Here is a 21,063-nt window from a genome sequence, read left to right as displayed (position 1 = left end):
GTCTTCGATAAGTTTCAAGTGTTCAAATAAGGACATGGATTAGGTTCAGTAGATTAACATGCCTGATCAGATCATGCCGATACGAAAAAGTTCCCTACTGTTAACAAAGTATGATCCCGCCCTGCTTTCTAATGTACATCAGTATTAATAGGCGATCTGGCATGCAAAATATTAGAACCGACATCAAAGCTTCAAATAATCAAAATCAAACACTGTTCTCAAATTACATTGTCCATAACTACGGGACTTATTTGAGGAACAATGATATTTACCTTAAAGATTATAGAGAACACTACGTGTATGAAAGTAGTAATTAGCGGACTTGGTCACATTATATTTAGCTATTTCTCTAAAGCTGTCTTATAAAGTAGCAGCTGATATTTTTTAGCCACTACTGTTAGTGATCTAAAAAAAATCATAAAACACCCTTATGTTTGTACCCCCTGGTTCTAAAATACATTCAAGATGAATTTTTTTGTAAACGTAGATATTGATAAATTATCAAATAACAAGTTTTTCAACTTTAATCATCTAGACATATTTTTCATGTAAAATTGTAAACCCAAGCACATTAACACGACCTGAATTTACAATTACAATATAATTATTAGGGAATTAACATTTGTCAAAAGCATTTACAATTTTTAAAAGCTGTAAGTGAATTTCGTTCTTAAATCTGTAGCGTCTTTTTGATTGTTTTCATAATCCAATATTGAAAAATCAATTGATATACCGAAATTTTCGAGTTTACCATCCAATTGATATGCAAGGTTAACCGTCCATTCATTTAAATCTTTTCCAACTATGGGATTGTCAAAAGATGTATAAAATAATTTACCTTTAACATTAGAGATAGTAGAACCTAACCCCAGTTGATACGAATTTGTGCCCGCTTCAAATGCAGCAACACCCGCAGTTTTAGTAGTGGCAGTAAACTGATAATAAGCTCCTTGACCTATGCCTCTAAAAACTCTATTTTCTCCTTCATTTCCTCCAGCTAATGTATAACCAGCGAAAAAATCTACTCCTCCCTGACTGAAACCTATTTTAAAGCCCAAAAGATCATTATCGACTAGCTCATTTTTATCCCACTTAGTTTTGTAATATTGCATTGCAATATAACTGTTAAAGTTAGTTGGCAATGTATATTCTACATCCGCATAGAGAGCTTGGACTTCATTTATTACATTTGCGTACTGTGAGTTAATTTTAACTTTTTTAGCTATCCGTTTATTAACTTGTGCGAAAAAGACGCCATCATTGCCTATTTTATAAAAGTCGCCAGGGGAACCAGAACCATTATAATCAAAATCAACAAATTCATTATCAACATAAAATGATTTATCTGTTCGAGTCTGATATTTAGTCACATAACCAATCGAAATATCAGTATCCTCAAAATGACTTGAAGATACCTGATACATTTCAAAAGACTCTTTTATTAATCTTGAACCTGAGTTAGCGATCAAGGGTGATGAAAAGTGTTGCCTACCTCCAGAAAACACCGTATCACCAAACTGATACCTCAAAAAAGCTTCCGATAATACAAGACCTTGTGCGTTTATACTGCCCGCAGTTCTATCATCATCATCATTGATGTTACTAACGTATGATCCCTGTACTTCTCCTCCCAATTTAAACCCATTAAACTCTGATGTATTAAAAGTAACATTACCACCATTCACCCAAATCGAGCTATTCTCTGCATTTGAATCGTCAAAATCTTGTTCGAAATAGTACGATTTCGCTGTACCTCCAACATTACCATTGTGTATCCATTCAGAAAAACTTTCAATATCACCATTAGAGAATGCATTATTACTCATTGCTAATAGCACCAAAACATATTTATTATATTTAAACATATAAACCTTATTAACGTTAAGTTACAAATAAGAAACCATATTAAGTAAAACTAAAACCAAAGATAAACAAATAAATTACAAACCCAATCGATAATACAAACTAGAGCATTTTTAACAGTGATCTATTTCACAACAAAAAATATCAAACCGACATAAATATTAATTTAAAATAAGACATAGGTTTAAAACCCAAGTTAAAAACTTAGGTAGAAAAATTAAAAAAGACGCAAGTTTAAAACCTGAGTTAAAAACCTAGGAGAATAGAGCGTTAAAGCATATATTTAAAAAACAAAAAAACAAACGACCAAAAATATCAGGCCGACATCAATAATGTTAATTAGATCAATATATATAAAACCACAAACGTTACAATAAAAATAAGCGAGGCACGTTTAAATAAAAATATTTTATACACTATATAGGAAAACTCAGACCATGATTAAAAAACACATTCTATTAGCACTTATAGTTGCATTTTCAAGTCAATCATATGCTACAACGATAGATTCTGAATCATTCAAAAAGTTAGATTACAAAAGTGCTGTCACGACAGCTCATACACTATACAAAAATAATGATGGGATAATGATAAAAGTTCTACCCAACAAAATAGTTGCAACTTTCGCAGATGGAAAAAGTAGTTCTGTAGCTATACCAAAAGATCAATTCTTTCTTTCAATAGCTCCTTACATTAATAGTTCTCACCCATGTACCAATCATGTTTTAACAGGTTGTACCGGTGAGATAAAAAATCAAACAATGAAAGTTGTCATGATTGATACTGACACAGGTGAAACATTAATAGACAAAAAAATGACGACACAAAGTGATGGATTTATAGACTTTTGGGTTCCAAAAGATAGCAATTTAGCATTTAATATTTACTATGAACCAAAAGACGGAAGCAAAAGAGTGGCGAGAGAAGTATTGTCTACTTTCAATAACGATAGAACTTGCATTACAACTATGAAACTTATTTAAAGTTAATATTTAAATATGGCTTGTAAAAGGACTGGAATTATTCCGGTCTTTTTATATAAAAAATGGAAATCCTTTTCCATAAAATATCATGCATTAACATGACCTGAGTCTTTGTGGTTTTCTTGGGAGCACCTACAAAGGAACTCAAGATAATCCTTTATCTGGTTGATGAAATTGTTATTAGTTACGACCAGTGCACGTGGGTTATTTTCCAACTACCATCCACTTGTTTAATTAACACAAGCGTTTCCATGGCCATCGAGTCAATACTTTTACCCTTATATTCACCTTGGGCGTGACTTATTGACGTTGAAATGGCAACGTCACCCGTAATCGTTATTTGGTGTTCTTTTGGCGTTATGGTTAACCCTTTTAAGTAGGCCATATCCGCAAGCATATGATGATTGGCATAATCTGTAAGTGAACGCTCTACTTTTCCACCTTCATAAATTTGAACATTGGCTGCTAATAACTGCCTAACAATAACCTCATTGCCCGTTTGTAATGCAGCATGAAATTGTTTGACGACATTGCCCGCGGCGGAATCAACACCGATAAACGCTTTTTGTTCTATAGGGTGAGTTTCATCACCATGGGCAAAGCTCAATGAGCTTTGTCCTGCGGACATCAGTAATATCCCGGTGGTTATGAGTATTGTTAAAGGTCTATTTTTCATTTTTATCTCTCTGTCAATTTATAGTGATTATCCAAGACTCATAGGACCAAGCACGCTCGAAAGTACCGCTGTTGTCGCTAATATCAGTACTGCTATTAATGCTTCTAATCCAATCGATTTTTGTAGTTTTTGTTTTGCAAATGATGGAGGCGCAATCGTTAATTTCGGTACTAAAACCAATTTATGCCATGCTGCTATAAGCAAAATGATAGCCACCAAACAGAGCTTGATGGTGACCGCGATACCATAATCGGAACTGAATAATTCAGTGGGGCTATCAAACAACATCCACACCATTCCCATGCCTGAAAGCAACACTAGAATGACAATCACTATGCCTAAACGACCAAATGTATCCATGACATTCTTTATGACGATGTTGTCATCGGTGCTACATAATTTCCATAATGGATAAAAAGCGCCTATCCAACTGCCAATGATCAAAACGTGTATCAATATCAAGCCTTGAGCAAGCAATCCCAGTTCAGTGCTATGGCCAATAAGAGTAAACGTGACAGCAATTAACAGACTGCTGATAATGGCTAATACCGCAGAAAACGTTTTGAGATAGCGGTTCTTATGTAACAGTAAACCACTAGCCACTAGCATTAACCCAAAACCGATTAAGCGCCAAAGCACAGTTTGCCCTACCTGGGTTGGCCACAGAAAAGCATGCATCTGCGCATCGAACATTCCCATCAAGCCGTTTTCAGCAAAAGCCCCTATTTGCGCAAAATAATTGATACTAACGGCAATCAACCCCAAAACAGCACCTAGGCCGGTATATTTTGTAACGCTAATGCCTAGGTTCGGTTGGCCCTTAATGAGATATTGCATCAATGTGCCGCCAATAACGGCGGCAACACTAAGATAAATAACCCATTTAGATATCAACACCGATATGTCAAACACGGTTAATATCATGTTTACTCATCCACTTATTGATGTGCAGTGTGCTCGCTAGTCTCATGCTCCATTGTCATAGGCGTTGCACTGCGAGTGTTCATACCAGAGTTATGTAGCATAAAGCTCATGTTGCCTTTCATCTTATGACCGTCGTCACCCATGATCATCCAGTTAACTGTGTAATTAGCTGCGTTTAATGCTGGTAGGGCGAATGAAAATTCAGCTTGACTGGCCGCACTTGAAGGTAATGTTAACGGTACGCTTTGCTGCTTCTCATCTTGCATTGTTAATTTGACCAAACGTACCGGAGCCGTAAAGGTCAGTTCAAGCGTTGTTGGGGCTTGACTTAGCATGGCACCGTTAGCGGGCATAGAACTGCTCAGTCCGACATGAGCAAATGCTGAAGCACTCAAGAATAGACTTGTTACGACTAAAACGTTGTTAAATAATTTCATGATATTTCCTTTTATATTGTTTTTAACGATCGAAAACGGTTTACATAAATGATTAAATATTGGCTGAGCTAACATATTGGCACCAAGCTTATAACTCAGTGTACGAACGAGGTCTTAGAACCACGCTCTAAAACCAATAACAAACTGGGTTTCTTGTGTATCTTCCCCTTCATTTCGGCTGTATTCGGCGGTATTACCGAGTTTCTGACGCCAATCCACACCGATATAGGGTGCGAACTCTCTAACAATCTCGTATCTCAATCGCAGCCCTGCACTGACGTCAGATAAGCCAGAGCCTATTCCAAGTTCAGCATCGTCCTTACCAAATAAATTAACTTCTACTTCAGGTGTGAGTATCAACTTTTGAGTGATTAAGAGTTCATATTCCGCACTCAAGCGCATAGCCGTACGGCCTTGGTCACCTATAAATAAGGCCGCGTCAATATCAAAGAAATATGGCGCTAACCCTTGAACCCCAATCACAGCCCAATTACGAGTCGGCGTCGGTTTGATATCGGTTTTAATACCGAATTGTACATCCCAGTATGGTGCGATGGGCTTACTGTAAAGAGCCTGAATTTCAAGATCTTGCTTATCACTATTTGAATATTCACCTTCAGTTTTAAGCCACAACTTATTCAAATCGTAACCTAACCAGGCTTGTGCACTAAACTGGGTGGGATCTTGCGGATCCACGCCTTTTTCAAATTGATCCAGCATGACTTTTGTTAATAGAGGGTCATCATTACCGCCGGCAAACACAGCTGAGCTAGTCAATGTGGCGCTCAGACTCAACAGTCCCAAGGCCATTAAATTCGTTTTATTCATCTGTATTCCCCTTATTTCACCACGACTTTTCTGAACATGCCTGGCATGTGGAATAACAAGTGGCAATGATATGCCCATTGCCCTTTTGCATCGGCGGTGACTAAGTAACTGATCTTAGAACCCGGCTGAACTAATACAGTGTGCTTACGGGGAATAAAATCAGGGTCGCCTGTTTCTAACTCACTCCACATACCATGCAAATGCATAGGGTGAGTCATCATCGTGTCGTTCACTAAGGTGATCCGCAGTCTTTCTCCGTATTCAAACTCTAATGGCGCGGCGTCCATAAATTTCACCCCATTCACAGACCACATATAGCGGTTCATATTGCCGGTTAAATGCAGTTGAATTTCGCGGCTAGGTTGGCGTGTGTCGTAGGTAGGATGTAAGCCTTTAATGTCGCCATAAGTTAATACTTTGCGGTTAAATTGCTGTTGATGGTCACGCAATCCAATCCCGGGGTCGTGTAAGCCACTTTTTGGGGCATCGGCACGCATATCCACTTGTGGGCCGAACTCGGTGTCAATGTGTTTAATTTCATTGTTACTGCCAAAGCCTGCAAGCCCTAGTCCTGAGACTGTCGCTTTCGCAGCGTCCATTGCCATTTTGCTGTGTTCCATCCCTGACATATCACCGCCACCCATAGCCATCTTGCTGTGATCCATGCCTGACATATCACCGCCGCCCATAGCCATCTTGCTGTGATCCATGCTTGACATATCACCGCCGCCCATAGCCATCTTGCTGTGGTCCATGCCTGACATATCGCCGCCGCCCATAGCCATCTTGCTGTGGTCCATGCCTGACATATCGCCGCCGCCCATAGCCATCTTGCTGTGGTCCATGCCTGACATATCCATGTCACTCATGTCCATACCCATATCACTGTGGCCAAGGACAGGCCTTGGATCCATTGGGGGAATAGGAGAATGTAAACTGGGATCTGAGGTAAGGTTACCTACCGTAAAACCGGTGCGGTCGATACTCTGAGCAAAAATACAATAGGCATTATCAACCTCTGGCTCAATAACCACATCATAGGTTTCAGCAACACCTATTCGAAATTCATCCACAGACACCGGTTGAATGTTCTGACCATCACTGGCAACAACAGTCATTTTAAGACCCGGTATACGCACATCAAATATGGTCATCGCAGAACTATTTATAAAGCGTAAGCGCACTTTATCACCTAGTTCAAACAACCCTTGCCAGCCCTGTTGCGGAGGATTGCCATTCATTAAATAGGTGTAAGTTGAACCCGTAACATCAGATATGTCTCTGTCACTCATGCGCGCGTTATTCCACATCGAACGAGCGTTCCACGTATTGGCTAAACCATTTTTATCTACGTCAGAGAAAAAATCCATTACCGTACGCTCACGGTAATTATAGTAATCGGCTTGTTTCTTTAATTTGGCATAAATGTTTTCAGGGGCTTCGTCAGACCAATCAGACAGCATGATCACATAGTCACGATCATATATGACCGGATCGGGGGTCGCAGGATCAATCACAATAGCGCCGAATAAACCGGTTTGTTCTTGATAGCCTGAATGACTGTGATACCAATATGTGCCACTTTGCTGGACGGTAAATTGATACTCAAATGTTTCACCTGGTTTAATACCATCAAAGCTAAAGCCAGGCACACCGTCCATTTCAGTGGGTAAAATAATACCGTGCCAGTGAATAGAACTATCATGGTCGAGATTATTTTTTACTCTTAAAGTGACAGTTTCACCTTCTTTCCAACGTAATAACGGCGCGGGCAGTAGTTGGTTGACCACAGTGGCCCGAGCAGATTTTCCGGTAAAGTTAACCATTTTATAGTCAATTGATAAGTCAAACACTTTGCCAGAGAGCTGGCTCAACGATTGGCTTAACGCATTGGCAATGGCATTTTTAGGGTAAGGGATCGACATCAATGCCAACATGGCGGATGCACCAAATACAAACCGGCGTCGGCTGTGGTTGGGGTCACTGTCTGGCGTTTGAATCATCGGTTTTATCATGTATTGCGAATTCATTGCACAGACTCCTCAAGAGAGTTCACTTGGGCGTAAACTTCACTACTGCCATCTTTTTTCAACAGTAAGACTTGATATGGCATAAATTTATCTTGGTATTCCATGCCAGGGCTGCCCACTGGCATAGCGGGTACGGTTAAGCCGATAGCATCTTTAGGAGGGGTGGCTAAAAAACGACTAATCAATTTTGCAGGGACATGTCCTTCAAACACATAACCTTGAGATGACACTGCGGTATGGCAAGATTGCATTGAAGCAGGAATGCCCTTTGACTGTTTAAACTCATAAAGGTTGTTAATATTGTGGGCACTAACACTAAATCCACGCTCACTAATATGCGTTAGCCATTTCTCACAACAGCCGCAATTAGCATCTTTATAAACGGTGAGTAATGGCTCCGTAGTGCCGGGCTCTGCTGCACGGGCAATTAATATCCCTCCCATAGTTTGCAGAATAAAAATAGTACCTATGACACGAAAAAAACTAATAGAATTGCGATATAGAGCAGACATAATATTGCCTCCAAATCAAATTTCGTCACATTAAACAACGCGGTTTAATGTCAGTTTATTAACCAAAAGGTTAAAAAATTGAAACTACATGATTGGCTAGGACAGCTAGCAAAAAAAAGGCGTAACTGTGCCTATGTTAGGCAAATATTGGAGGACGGTATAAAGAAGAACGATACTGAGGCATTAGTGCTGAGGTAAACATTGTTGCGGCATTAACTAAGCTGACTTCTGATTTAAGCGTTGGCATCGCCATCGTTAAAGCGACTGATAAACATGATCCGACAGGACAATGGCACGCTTGGGCGCAGCAACTATCATCCGCATCATCACTCATATCCATGTTCATGTTCATTTGCATACTAGCGTCATGACATGCTTTGCCATTTTCAGCAGGCATATTTGAAGTCGTCATTGAATTCATTGGCATAGTACCAGGCATAATCACAGACGCAAAAGTTTGACCGACAAACGTCAGTAAAACAAACATCATGATTAAGTGGATTCTACGCAAAATATATCTCCAATGATTATCAAATAATAGTAGTGAAAAATACTGCATTTAGCAATGAAAATTTATTTGAAAAACATAATTTAATGAAAATAAAAATAACATTTTAAAATAAAAAAATATGATAAAAATCAATCTAATATAAAATAACGATGCAAATTTTTATCTGCATCGTTATCCTAATCAACTAAATATTATCATTCCTCATGTATCAATTTAGTACGACGCCATAAAAAGAATACAACGGGGACAATTAATAGTGTCAGTATGATTGCACTAACCATTCCGCCGACCATTGGTGCAGCAATCCTACTCATCACCTCGGAACCGGTTCCAGTACCATAAAGGATAGGCAATAATCCAGCTATGATTGCTGCTGCCGTCATCATTACAGGACGTACGCGCATACCTGCACCTTGAATAACAGATTGAGTCAACTTTAGTTCATCAAATTTTTCTAGCTGCTGTGAACTATGATCAATCGCTTCTCTATAGGCTTGGTTTAAATAAACAAGCATAATGACGCCGATTTCGACAGCGACACCCGCCAATGCAATAAAACCGACTCCTACTGCAACTGAAAAATTGAAACCTTGTAAATACATTAACCAAATACTGCCCACCATGGCAAAAGGCAATGTCCCCACAATAATTCCAACTTCAACAACATTGCGGAAATTCATGAACAATAAAATAATGATAATAAATAAAGTAAATGGTACTACGTAAGTAAGCTTTGCTTTAGCTCTTTCCATATACTCATATTGACCAGCCCAAGTAATAGAGTAACCGGCAGGTAATATCAATTTATCATCCACAACTTTTTGTGCTATATCAACATAACTACCAATATCAACATCCTCAATATCAATGTAAGCCCAACCATTAAGGCGAGCATTTTCACTTTTGATACCCGGAGGTCCATTTTCAATAATAACGTCCGCAACGTCACCCAAAGAAATTCTCAAACCTTGCGGAGTCACTATAGGCAATAAAGCTAATGCTTCAGGTGAATTGCGATAATCCTGAGGATAGCGTAGGTTAATGGGGTATCGCTCTAACCCTTCAACGGTTTGTGAAATACTCATACCACCAATCGCTGTGGCCACAACCTGTTGAACATCCGCTATATTCAAACCATATCGAGCAGCATTCTCACGCTGGATATCAACTTTAATATAACGTCCGCCTGCAACTCTTTCAGCATAAACTGACGAAGTCCCCTTAACATCTTTAAGGATTTCTTCTAACTGTTTACCAATTTTTTCAATTTCCTTGAGATTAGGTCCAGCAATTTTAATGCCTACAGGTGTTTTGATCCCTGTCGCCAACATATCTATTCGGGTTTTAATTGGCATTACCCATGCGTTAGTCACACCTGGTAACTTAACTAATGAGTCTAGTTCTTGTTTTAAACTCTCTGTAGTCAGGCCTTCTCTCCACTCGCTTTTGGGCTTAAGTTGAATAAACGTCTCCACCATTGTCAGAGGTGCAGGATCCGTTGCGGAGTCTGCTCGACCAACCTTACCAAATACAGTTTTAACTTCGGGCACAGTGTAAATTAACTTATCCATTTGTTGCACTAATTGGCGTGCTTTACCAATAGAAATACCAGGGTAAGTTGTCGGCATGTACATTAAATCACCTTCATCTAATGGAGGCATAAATTCACTACCAATTTTATTTAGTGGCCACACACCAATCAACAACACAAATAATGCAAATAACAGCGTTATCTTCGGAAACGCCAGTACTTTTCTCAACACAGGCACATATACTGCTGTTAAAAGTCGATTAACCGGGTTTTTGTGCTCAGGAAGTACTTTTCCGCGAATAAAGTAACCCATTAGCACTGGAACTAATGTTATAGCTAACGCTGATGACACAGCCATTGCGTACGTTTTAGTAAACGCAAGCGGTGAAAACATCCTTCCCTCCTGTGCTTCGAGGGTAAATACCGGTAAAAAACTAACAGTAATAATCAGTAAACTAAAAAATAAAGCAGGGCCAACTTCGCTGGCAGACCGAGCTACAACCTGCCAACGGTTTTCTGGCGTCAATGGCGTTCGTTCCATATGTTTATGCATATTTTCAATCATGACAATGGCGCCATCGACCATGGCACCAATTGCAATTGCAATACCGCCTAAAGACATGATATTGGCATTCAAACCCTGCAAGTGCATAATAATAAATGCCGTTAAAATACCAACTGGAAGGCTAACAATCGCCACAAGTGATGATCTTACATGCGCCAAAAAAACCATACAAACTAAAGCAACAACTAAAAATTCCTCTAGCAGTTTAAACCCTAAGTTTGATACAGCTCTCTCAATTAAGCCACTGCGGTCATAAACCGTCACAACTTCCACGCCCTCAGGAAGGCCCTTTTTTAATGTCTCTAATTTAGCTTTAACGCCATCAATTGTCTTTTGGGCATTTTCACCAAATCGCATCACAATAATGCCACCGACCGTCTCACCTTCACCGTTTAGATCAACGACGCCTCGGCGCATTTGCGGTCCAGTCCCGATATCCGCAACATCTTTTAGCAGTAATGGGGTGCCATTATTGTTCACGCCTAATGGGATATTGCCGATATCCTCTTTATTCTCAAGATATCCTGTAGCACGAACCATATATTCAGCTTCTGAGAGTTCGACAACAGAGGCACCAATTTCTTGATTACCACGGTTAATCGCCATTTGAATAGCATTTAAAGGTATACCAAAGGCACGCAACTTATCAGGGTCAACCTTAATCTGATACTGTTTAACCATCCCCCCTAGAGCGCTCACTTCAGAAACCCCTGGGACAGTTTGTAATTCATACTTTAAAAACCAGTCCTGTAGACTGCGTAACTCACTAATATCGTGTTTACCTGTTCTATCTACGAGCGCATATAAATATACCCAGCCCACACCTGTTGCGTCAGGTCCTAATTGAGGCTTTGCATTATCAGGTAACGTTGAAACGACTTGGCTAAGATATTCCAACACACGACTACGAGCCCAATATAAATCGGTTTCTTCATCAAAGATGACATAGACATATGAATCACCAAAAAAAGAGAATCCCCTGACCGTTACCGCACCAGGCACAGACAACATAGCCGTAGTTAAAGGGTAAGTGACTTGATCTTCAACTACTTGTGGGGCTTGACCTGGATAACTTGTTTTAATAATTACCTGAACATCAGATAAATCAGGCAAAGCATCAATAGGGGTATTTTTAAGTGAAAATAAACCCGCGCCGACGAGAATTGCACTGGCGAGCAAAACAAAAAATCTGTTTGCTACAGACCATCGTATTATTGATTCAATCATGGTTATTCTCCCATCTCCATTCCTGAATGATCTGCTTGATGTGTTGTATTAGATACATCATCAGTAGCTTTGGGATTGTGTATATTTACCACTTTGACCAAGCCGTCTGATGTTTTTTCTAATTCAATATGAAGCACAGCACCAACGGTAAATACAGAGAAATCCACACTGTCATCAACAGTAAAGTCCATGGTCATTTGTGGCCATTCCCATTCACTGATAGCTTGATGGTCCACATTAATCATTCGATGTGCAGCCATTAAGCTATTTACTTTTGCTTCTACCCAAGCAGTTTCTGGACTGATGGCTTGAATATTTTCTTGCTCATCGTCAGGTGCTCTCATACGTTTAAGGTCAGAGGTTTTATTTGATTCAGAATCCAATAGGAATTGTGCTGACGAGACAACAACATCTCCGTCATACAGGCCTGATTTTATTTGAATTTTATCATCATCGAATCGCCCTAACGTTACTGCTACAGATTTATATTTACCTTCACCGAGGGCAAGTACTACTCGGTCTGAGTTTCCTGTTCTAATCACTGCTTCCCTTGGTAGCAGTAATACATCCTCATCACTTCGTGTTTTTATCGACACTTGTGCAAACATATTCGGTTTTAATGCAGCATTGGTATTATCGAAGCGCAATCTCACTTTTAGCGTTCTTGTTTTACTATCTAATGCGGGGTAGACATAATCGACTTTTCCTTGCCAAGATTGACCAGGTAAATAATCTAATTTCATTTCAACTTCTTGCCCAACTTTAACCATGTTTGCTTGACGTTCAAAAACTTCAGCTTCAACCCATACTTGTGTTAATGAACCAATTGAAAACATTGTCATACCCGGCTTTACAAACGAGCCCTCCCTTACATTCAAATTATCAATAACACCACTTTGATCAGCGTAAAACGTAATATTTTGTTTAACTATTCTATTTTTTCGTAGCGCTTTAATCTCCTCGCTTGGTATTAATAATGCTTTCAACCGAGCTTCAGAAGCTGTAATCAAACGCTGATCATTTCGATTTAAAGCTAATAACATTTCTTCTTGTGCATTAACTAAAGCAGGAGAATAAATCGAATATATAGGTTGCCCTTTAATAACCGGATCACCTGAAGCTTTTACATAAAGTTCTTCAATCCATCCTTCGACTCTTGGATTAATATGAATAAGTTGATCTTGATCATATTGAACATATCCAACTGTTTTAATGCTTGTTTGTAGTGTGCCAAACGTTGCTACGGATGTCCGCATACCAAGTTTATTAATCACTGCAGGTGATATTTTAACGGCACCAGGTCCAAAATCTGTCGAATCGGTGCCATCTTCGTATACAGGTATAAGATCCATACCCATTGGTGATTTCCCTGGTTTATCACTACGATAATTAGGATTCATAGGTGCGACCCAATATGATGGCTTAGCTTTTGCGCTGTCCTCTGAAGCTATTTCATTCTTCGGTGTATATAAGATTGATGCACTAATACCAGTAAGAATACCGATAACTAATATGCTGATCATTTTTAAATTGTTGTTCATTTTACTTCTCCATCAACATAAGATTTATGTGAGATGCTAACTGGACCCACATTGGGGGTAAAAAAATAGTTCAATTGAACTTTAAGTTTCTGTAAATCAACGTTAATAGCCAAAGCATCTAATTGAGTATTCAATTGAGCAATGAGGGAGCGAACGACTTCAGCGAAATCTCCCTTATCATTCGTGTAAGCCGTTAGTGACGCATCTGCTTGATCTTGCATTTGAGGTAATAAAAAATCGTTATAGAGTTTCTGACGTTGTTCCAATTTAAGAAATTGCGCTTTCGCAGTACCGTATGACGCCATCATGTTTCGAAGCAGTAACCACTTTTCTGTTTTAATTGACTCTGACTGAGAAATAGCGGCTTGAACTTGCTTATCTTGCTTTGAAGAAGTAAATATTGGTAAATCAAAACTCACACCTATTGACAACAAATCATCGCGAGAATTACCCATAGGATCATCGCCTCGATAACTATATCCAGCGTTTAGCCCCCATTCAGGCTTATATAATTGCTTTGTTAACTCTACACCTTTCCGGCTTGATTCAATTCTTTGTTCCAAAGCTAATAGAAGTGGATGGTCAGAAAATGCTTCATATAAAGATTGTTGATAATTTGGGCTTTTTTCCTCATCTAGATATAAATTAGAATTAATTAGCTTAATTTGAGGAAGTGTATTTGGGACGGTAAACGTCGAAAATGACAACTCATAGTCTTGTTCATACTCTCTTCTATACTCACCAACGAATGCCTTACCAACCCATTCAGATAATTTCTGCTTAAGCATATTTTCTTCCTGAGCTAAGACGGTCAGCTTATCTTCGAGACGGGTCACCTCTAACTGAGCACGAATGATGTCCTGCTGATTAGATTTACCAAGAGCAGATGAATATCCTGCTTTTGCGACATCAGATAATTGTTCGAATAAGTTCCGATTACGCTCAATCAGTGCAATACTCTCTTGCGTTTTATATATATCAAACCAAATTTGAGCGGTGGTGACACTTAACTTAGCTCGTCTATCTTGTCTTAAAAATGGGTATTGCTCCGCCGTTAACTCAAGTTGCTGTTGGCGTAAACTTAAGCTATCCCCTCGCGGAAACATTTGAGTGACACCAATTTTCAATTGAGTCATTGCTTCTTGTCCAAAATCAAAAGTGTTTATGGACAAATTCGCTAAACCAACACTGATTTTTGGATCTGGTAAGGTTCCTGCCGCTATGCTTTCAGAATTAATAGCATCTTGTTGAAATTGATTACTGACTAACCAAGGATCGTTCGTCTGAGAAAGATAAACGGCTTCTTCCAGTGATAATGTCTGTACTGGTTCTGCCGCATATACCGCAGCGCTAATACCAATAAAGGACATCACTACGATTAGAATATATTGAGTGTAAATTTCACCCAATTTCTTGTAAATTAAAGACATAAAGCCTCCAAATTAGTTACCAATGCTCGAATTGAATTCGAAAAAAGGTAATATCTTGTTAATTTATTTTAAAAAAGATAAATGAACAGGAAGACGATCAAAAATTGATCAAGCCTTTCCTATCTAACAAGAAAATATTGGAGGACGATATAAAGAAGAGTTATATTGCGGAGTTGTATTTTGAGTCAAACCAGATATAAAACTACTCAAACTTGAGATGGTTACTGATTGGACAATTTTCATTTCAAGGGCAATTGAAAAGCAAGTACCTATCGGACAATCACATTGATTATCACAACAATCAGGAATGTCAGCGGTAGATGTTTTAACGGCATCAACATCTGATGTTAATTGGTGATGGCAAGCGTTAGTCGCAGCGGTATTCACTGGATTTGATTTACTTAACATTGAATTCATATCAGAGGGGCATGGCAAAATCACAGACGCAAAAGCTTGACTGACAAATGTCATCAAGATAAGCATCACTGTGATAATTCTCATACGATTCAAGACAGACTCCAACATTATTAATTGTGTTAATTTTAACTCTACTTGCCTAAATAATCCTAGTTAACTGTAGTGTTTTTTCACTTTAAACCACTGATACTTGACATAGATCACACTTCAAAAGCTCTAACTAAAAGATAGTCAGTAACGATAAAAATTAACATCTAATTGTCTTAACTTATCTTGGATCCTGGTGGGGGTTTGTGGCAACTATGTGGTTGATGATTTGCATTATCTTTGATGTTTTTATCCACAAATTGGTAGTAACTTTCCTTCACATGAGTCCACCAATCGTTATGAATATTAGCACCATGCTTTCTGATAACCGCTTCAATACCTTCTAAATTGATATGGCTGGCATCATAGGTTAGATAAATAACTTCCGATTTTTCATTATAAGTCACGTCATCTATGCCAAACGATTTGACTATATCAGTCTTTAATGTTTCTAAATTTTGATTATCAACTCCAGTTAATCTTAGGTTTCTGACAACTAAAGTCGCTTCTTTAACGCCCGGTCTATGTTCAAAATCACACATAATCTCTCTCTTAACCATTAACTCATCATTTCTCTGAAGTTTTAGATAAAAAGTAATTAATATAAAATGGCCAATTTTCTAACCTAGACCGTAAACAGCTTAGGTTAGAATCAAGATATTGATGGCAAAGTTAAAAATGCTCATTTTAATACTGCTATTATATTCATCACTGATACCAAAATATTGAAAAGTACGCATAGATATCTAGTGTTTACTCAACAATCAATACACCCTTATACATTTGCATCTGGCAATGAAATGGATACTCACCTTTTTCCAGTGCCGGTAAGGCTATCGTCGTCGTTTTATCAAGCGATAAATCTTGGCTAATCTCCAAGTAGGGTAGCAAGACAGTGGCTGAACATCCGGATTTATCTTGGCGTAAAAAGGTTATCTCTGTTGGTGTATTAGCCGAAATTTTAATTCGTGCTGGCGTATACACACCGTCTTTAACCAGTATCAATGTACTAGCGTCAACACTAGAATCGTTTGCCGGTTTATATAGCCAAAACCACCAAATGATAAAACCGATTAATGCGATACACAGTAAATTAATTAACATATTATGCCTCCTAGTGTTCCTTGGCTTTAAACAAACGTAAACGGTTAGCGTTACTCACTACGGTAAGTGATGAAAAGGCCATCGCAGCGCCAGCAATCACTGGATTTAGCAAAATACCAAAAACAGGAAAAAGCACACCTGCTGCTAAGGGAATACCCGCGACGTTGTATATAAACGCGCCAAACAAGTTTTGTTTAATGTTGCGCAGCGTTGCTTTACTAATGGCTATCGCATCGGCTAAGCCATGAAGTGATCCGCGCATTAAGGTCACATCAGCGCTTTCTATCGCCACATCAGTGCCTGTTCCAATAGCAAAGCCAACATCGGCTAACGCTAATGCGGGGGCGTCATTAATCCCATCGCCAGTCATGCCAACCACTTCATTTTGTTGCTGAAGTTCAGCTACTTTATTGGCTTTATCTTCTGGCATGACTTCTGCGAAAAAATCATCAATACCAACTTTTTTAGCCACTGCTGCTGCGGTCGCTTTATTGTCCCCGGTTAACATAATCACTTTGATGCCATTGAGTTTCAGTCTCGCAATCGCTTCAATTGAATCAGGCTTTATCGGATCTGATACCGCAATAATGGCCAGTAATTGCCCTGCAAGCGCTAAATACATTGGTGTTTTAGCATTTTCAGCTAACACTTGAGCCTTAGCTTCGTGAAGGCCAATATCAATGTGTTTGTCTAACATCAGTTTTAAATTACCAAATAGTAATGTCTGGCCATCCATTTCAGCTTCTACACCTTTACCTGAAATGGCATTGAAGTGCTCAGTGTCAATGGCTTCTATACCTCTATCATTCGCACTTTCTACAATAGCTTGCGCGAGTGGATGTTCGGAGTGACTTTCGATTCCAGCAGACAAGGCAAGTACCTGCTCTTCACTGTCGGCATTAACCAAAATAATATCTGTAACTTGCGGTTTACCTTCAGTAATGGTGCCGGTTTTATCTAATATCATGGCGGTTATTTTAGACGCGGTTTGCAATGCTTCACCGTTACGAATAAGCACCCCCGATTCAGCGGCCTTACCAACGCCAACCATCACTGACATTGGCGTTGCGAGACCTAGCGCACAAGGACAAGCAATAATTAATATTGTTGTTGCAGACACGATGGCAAATACACTTGACGGCTCAGGGCCAAAATTAAACCACACCATGGCACTGACTATAGCGATGATCATAATAGCGGGTACAAAGTAAGTGGCTATGACATCTGCTAAACGCCCAATCGGCGGCTTAGAGTTTTGCGCCCGTTTGACCATACTAATAATGCGAGCCAGTGCGGTATCCTTACCTACACGAGTGGCTTTAAATATGATTGAGCCTGATTTATTCAAGGTGCCAGTGACCACATCGTCACCTATCACTTTTTCAACAGGCATTGGCTCACCGGTCAACATTGATTCATCAATGGTGCTGTTACCTTCAAAAACCACCCCATCGACTGGAATTTTTTCGCCAGGGCGAACTTTTACATGATCATTAAGTAATACATGAGCAATATCGATGTCGAGGTCTTTCCCATCACGGATAACCCGAGCAGTTTTAGCTTGCAAACCAATGAGACGCTTAATCGCTTCAGAGGTTTTACCGCGCGCTTTAACTTCTAGTGCTAAACCAAGATTAATTAAACCAATAATCATTGCGGTCGCTTCAAAGTAAACATGTCTTGCCATCTCGGGGAACAATTGTGGAAATGAAACAATCAACATCGAGTAAACCCAAGCAGTACCGGTACCTAAGGCAATGAGGGTGTCCATATTGGCATTATGGTTTAAAAATGATTTCCAAGCGCCGATATAAAAATGCCTACCTGATATAAGCATAATTGCCAGAGTCACCACACCGACCAGTCCCCACACAGTTTGCTCTAATAGGGTTGATACCGTCATTTCGCCAATAAAAAGTCCATAAATCATCAACGGGATACCGACGGACAAGGCGATAATGGTATGGCGTAATAAACTTTTATAATGTTGTAAATCAGCCTGTTCTTTCTCGTTCATGGCATCTTCTGCCGACTCAGCCTGTATTTGAGTGGCATTATAACCAGCGCTTTCTACTGCTTTTATAATCAACTCGGCAGATGCGTTACCCGAAACAAGTACTGTTCTGTCGGCAAAGTTCATTTCGGCCGAATCAACGCCTTGCACGCTGTTAATCGCTTTTTCAATTTTGCCAACACAACTCGCGCAACCTGCGCCGAGGATATTGAGTTGTATTGTAGTATGGCCTGTTTTAGTCATCACTTAATCTCCATTGAAGCTTTATCAACATAATGGGGAACTCCTAATTCTTCTGAAACTATATCCTCTTGATTTGTATTCTCTATTAAATGGCAAATCATGTTTCCTGTGGGTATGTTGTCAGGCATTTGAGACCAATCTTGTATCGCCTTAGAAAGCTTACTTCTTAATTGCACCATTTCGTTGAACTGTTGCTCAGTTTCAAGCAGCTTTACTTTAATTAATTCGCGTACAAGTTGACATGCACTATCCCCAAGATCAGTCTTAGAAAAAATAACTTTAATATCTTCGACAGAAAATCCTAAATTTCGAGCACTCAAAATAAATTGCATCCTCACCATATCTTTATGGTTGAATGTTTTATAACCATTATTGGGAGATTTGCTTGGATTGAGTAATCCAATTCGAGTATAAAAACGCACAGTATCAGCGGATACACCCAATTTATTAGCGAGTTGAGCCACTTTCATACAACCTCCAAACCATCATAAATAACTACGATAGTTCAACTATAACTCTGTGTGTAACACACAGCTCAAGAAGTATATTAGGTATTGATAGGGCGCTATGATAGCGCCCTATTAATCCAATTAATGATTCATCATTTTACTGTGTTGTTTCATAATGATAGACATTAACTCTGCATGGTTAACCAGCTTAACTGATTCGCCTTTTAAGCTAGCCGTGTCTATTGTGATCTGAGGGGAGTCGATAAATTTGCGAGCAGATTTTGTAGTGAAAATATCCTTAGCTCTAACCTGAATATCTTCGTTCTTAGTTAAATTCAAACTCCAATATAATGCATCAGATTTTACAAAATTAGTGTCATCTGCTCCCGTTGAGTAAACATCATAAAACTGAAGTTCAAGCAAATGCTGACCAGGTTCAATGTCAATCTGTCCCTTATTAGCCACAGACTGGCCATCAACGGAAGTAAAAATAAGATAATCAGGTAATGTAATAGTAGCAGCCATTGAAACTGTGCTAGCTAAAGATAAAAGTGTAATTGCGATAAATTTTTTCATAAGAAACTCCAGAAGCTTTATGATGCTCATAAGTAAACGAGCAACAAAAATCTTTATAAATTAATAGTAAGTGATTAATTAAAATAAAGAATTAAGCAATTGGAGGGGGATTTTGACTTCCAAGCGAAGCCGGAGTTGATATCCATAAAGTCGAGTCAACTTTAGAACTTGTGAATAGATTGTTAATTAAATTTGAGCCCGATAACAAAACAAATGCATTAGCGACTACATGGCAATGGCTAATACAGTGGCTTGAATCTTCGGCACAACAGTTATCGTCATCACAATCATTGTCCATCATAACTGAATGTGACATAGAGTTAGATTGCATACTTGATTCAGACATATCGCTAGACATAGCATTACTTGGCACTAATAACTGTGTTATTAATGTCAATATAACTGCTAAATTTAGCAAAATCTTAATCATGCTATTATACTCAATTTAATCATGTGGACTACGTTAGCAAATTTTAGAATCAAATTCCATGATGTAAGTCACAATCCTAGGTCTATTAAACTATTCAATGAATCCTTACTTGACATAACACTGGTGAGATGCAGACCTGGGCGGGATATGTGCTCAGTACTATTTAGATATACCCAAGGGATATTGCAGAGAGCACAGAACTCAGGGCCACCGAGAGAATAGTGTTAACAATGCTTATGGAAATAACTGTTATGATGTTATGCAATAAAGAAAGCTGCTTTAGTAAAACGTAGAATGGGCAAAGGAGTATTTAATTATTAAACCTACCGTTTGGATTAACCCTGGTGTTGTCACAATATATGGCTCTAGCATAGATGCTGACGCTCATATGCATCATGCAATACAAGTGATATGGCCCTTCAGTGATTCGCGTTGTAATTTGAATGGAAGAAAGATAACAGGTGTAACGGTAATCGATTCAAAAGTTGATCATCAACTGGAAATGGTTGAAGGTTGGGTGTTACTTATTGAACCGAAAAGTAATTTGGGACGGGAGTTGGCAGGGCAACCGCATGAGTGTTCATTAATTAGCCACATCACTGAATCCAGCTTGTAATACTGCTTCTAAGTATGCTGTTTTCATCCAGGCTCGTTTTTGTTTAGCTGGTATGCTTCCCTTTGAAGG

General features: G+C 39.0%; 18 protein-coding genes. 1 reads left to right on the top strand and 17 read right to left on the bottom strand.

Annotation, left to right across the window (positions count from 1 at the left end; translation table 11 throughout):
* Positions 1-644 precede the first annotated feature (644 nt).
* Entirely contained in the window at positions 645-1,865 is a 1,221-nt protein-coding gene (locus tag GQA99_RS19415) for an OprD family outer membrane porin (protein WP_160056775.1), read from the bottom strand.
* Positions 1,866-2,300: 435 nt separating this feature from the next.
* On the opposite strand from GQA99_RS19415, the gene GQA99_RS19410 reads away from it, so the two are divergent.
* Positions 2,301-2,846: a CueP family metal-binding protein gene (locus tag GQA99_RS19410; RefSeq protein ID WP_160056773.1), complete on the top strand. Its 546-nt coding sequence runs from the start codon at positions 2,301-2,303 to the stop codon at positions 2,844-2,846.
* 184 nt (positions 2,847-3,030) lie between these two features.
* Here the strand turns inward: GQA99_RS19410 and GQA99_RS19405 are convergent, their stop codons facing one another.
* The 16 genes from GQA99_RS19405 to GQA99_RS19330 all read right to left on the bottom strand — a co-directional run bounded on the left by GQA99_RS19405 (position 3,031) and on the right by GQA99_RS19330 (position 19,948).
* Positions 3,031-3,474 carry a YybH family protein gene (locus tag GQA99_RS19405; RefSeq protein ID WP_160056779.1) on the bottom strand — a complete coding sequence of 148 codons (444 nt, stop codon included), beginning with the start codon at positions 3,472-3,474 and terminating at the stop codon, positions 3,031-3,033.
* Between the two features lie 75 nt (positions 3,475-3,549).
* The gene (locus GQA99_RS19400) at positions 3,550-4,446 is read right to left on the bottom strand and encodes a CopD family protein (protein ID WP_160056771.1); all 897 of its coding nucleotides are present in this window, start codon (positions 4,444-4,446) and stop codon (positions 3,550-3,552) included.
* A 14-nt stretch (positions 4,447-4,460) separates the two neighbouring features.
* On the bottom strand, positions 4,461-4,883 hold the full coding sequence (locus GQA99_RS19395; protein ID WP_160056769.1) for a copper resistance CopC family protein: 423 nt from the start codon (positions 4,881-4,883) through the stop codon (positions 4,461-4,463).
* Positions 4,884-4,997: 114 nt separating this feature from the next.
* Positions 4,998-5,711 (bottom strand): copper resistance protein B, encoded by a 714-nt coding sequence (locus GQA99_RS19390; RefSeq protein ID WP_160056767.1) that lies wholly within the window; start codon positions 5,709-5,711, stop codon positions 4,998-5,000.
* An 11-nt stretch (positions 5,712-5,722) separates the two neighbouring features.
* Complete coding sequence (locus GQA99_RS19385) at positions 5,723-7,741, bottom strand: copper resistance system multicopper oxidase (RefSeq protein WP_160056765.1); 2,019 nt, start codon at positions 7,739-7,741, stop codon at positions 5,723-5,725.
* Positions 7,738-8,253 (bottom strand): DUF411 domain-containing protein, encoded by a 516-nt coding sequence (locus GQA99_RS19380; RefSeq protein WP_160056763.1) that lies wholly within the window; start codon positions 8,251-8,253, stop codon positions 7,738-7,740. The genes GQA99_RS19385 and GQA99_RS19380 overlap by 4 nt, the downstream gene beginning before the upstream one ends.
* A 136-nt stretch (positions 8,254-8,389) precedes the next feature.
* Positions 8,390-8,764 (bottom strand): hypothetical protein, encoded by a 375-nt coding sequence (locus tag GQA99_RS19375; RefSeq protein ID WP_229785973.1) that lies wholly within the window; start codon positions 8,762-8,764, stop codon positions 8,390-8,392.
* Between the two features lie 194 nt (positions 8,765-8,958).
* Positions 8,959-12,087 carry an efflux RND transporter permease subunit gene (locus tag GQA99_RS19370; RefSeq protein ID WP_160056759.1) on the bottom strand — a complete coding sequence of 1,043 codons (3,129 nt, stop codon included), beginning with the start codon at positions 12,085-12,087 and terminating at the stop codon, positions 8,959-8,961.
* A 2-nt stretch (positions 12,088-12,089) separates the two neighbouring features.
* Complete coding sequence (locus GQA99_RS19365) at positions 12,090-13,628, bottom strand: efflux RND transporter periplasmic adaptor subunit (protein ID WP_160056757.1); 1,539 nt, start codon at positions 13,626-13,628, stop codon at positions 12,090-12,092.
* Positions 13,625-15,058: a TolC family protein gene (locus tag GQA99_RS19360; protein WP_160056755.1), complete on the bottom strand. Its 1,434-nt coding sequence runs from the start codon at positions 15,056-15,058 to the stop codon at positions 13,625-13,627. The genes GQA99_RS19365 and GQA99_RS19360 overlap by 4 nt, the downstream gene beginning before the upstream one ends.
* Before the next feature lie 123 nt (positions 15,059-15,181).
* On the bottom strand, positions 15,182-15,568 hold the full coding sequence (locus tag GQA99_RS19355) for a hypothetical protein (protein WP_160056753.1): 387 nt from the start codon (positions 15,566-15,568) through the stop codon (positions 15,182-15,184).
* A 170-nt stretch (positions 15,569-15,738) separates the two neighbouring features.
* Positions 15,739-16,104 carry a cation transporter gene (locus tag GQA99_RS19350; protein ID WP_160056751.1) on the bottom strand — a complete coding sequence of 122 codons (366 nt, stop codon included), beginning with the start codon at positions 16,102-16,104 and terminating at the stop codon, positions 15,739-15,741.
* Positions 16,105-16,315: 211 nt separating this feature from the next.
* Positions 16,316-16,666: a cupredoxin domain-containing protein gene (locus tag GQA99_RS19345; protein WP_160056749.1), complete on the bottom strand. Its 351-nt coding sequence runs from the start codon at positions 16,664-16,666 to the stop codon at positions 16,316-16,318.
* 10 nt (positions 16,667-16,676) lie between these two features.
* Positions 16,677-18,923, bottom strand: coding sequence for a heavy metal translocating P-type ATPase (locus GQA99_RS19340; RefSeq protein ID WP_160056777.1), 2,247 nt, complete (start codon positions 18,921-18,923; stop codon positions 16,677-16,679).
* A complete protein-coding gene (locus tag GQA99_RS19335) occupies positions 18,923-19,393 on the bottom strand; it encodes a MerR family transcriptional regulator (RefSeq protein WP_160056747.1) in 471 nt (156 codons plus the stop codon). Before GQA99_RS19335 ends, GQA99_RS19340 begins: the two co-directional genes overlap by 1 nt.
* 120 nt (positions 19,394-19,513) lie before the next feature.
* Positions 19,514-19,948, bottom strand: a complete 435-nt coding sequence (locus GQA99_RS19330; RefSeq protein WP_160056745.1) for a DUF2057 family protein — start codon at positions 19,946-19,948, stop codon at positions 19,514-19,516.
* Positions 19,949-21,063 lie beyond the last annotated feature (1,115 nt).

Origin of the sequence: Shewanella litoralis, from assembly GCF_009828585.1 — a bacterium.
GTDB lineage: Bacteria > Pseudomonadota > Gammaproteobacteria > Enterobacterales > Shewanellaceae > Shewanella > Shewanella litoralis.
This window is presented reverse-complemented; position numbering and strand designations above follow the sequence as displayed.